Origin of the sequence: Citrobacter sp. Cb031 (assembly GCF_030336725.1) — a bacterium.
In the GTDB taxonomy this organism is placed as follows: Bacteria; Pseudomonadota; Gammaproteobacteria; order Enterobacterales; family Enterobacteriaceae; genus Citrobacter; species Citrobacter braakii.
The window spans coordinates 1-344 of record NZ_JAOWDA010000017.1; the positions used below are offsets into that span (position 1 = coordinate 1).

Below are 344 nucleotides of genomic sequence, written 5' to 3' on the forward strand. Positions count from 1 at the left end.
GGCTTGTAGCTCAGGTGGTTAGAGCGCACCCCTGATAAGGGTGAGGTCGGTGGTTCAAGTCCACTCAGGCCTACCAAATTCGCCTCCGTGCTGTGTTACGGCGATGCTCGCATACTTCAGTATGCTTCGCACCACCGCGCCTTGCCCGGAAACGAATTAGGGTACAGAGATTAGCATTTACGATGGGGTTATAGCTCAGCTGGGAGAGCGCCTGCCTTGCACGCAGGAGGTCTGCGGTTCGATCCCGCATAGCTCCACCATCCTTTACTGCAAAAACACAAGAAAACTTCAGAGTGTACCTGAAAAGGTTCACTGCGAAGTTTTGCTCTTTAAAAATCTGGATC

The 344-nt window shown here is 52.0% G+C and carries 1 tRNA gene; it reads left to right on the forward strand.

Annotated features, from left to right (window positions below):
- Positions 1–184 precede the first annotated feature (184 nt).
- A tRNA-Ala gene (locus OGV93_RS01275) sits at positions 185–260 on the forward strand.
- Positions 261–344 lie beyond the last annotated feature (84 nt).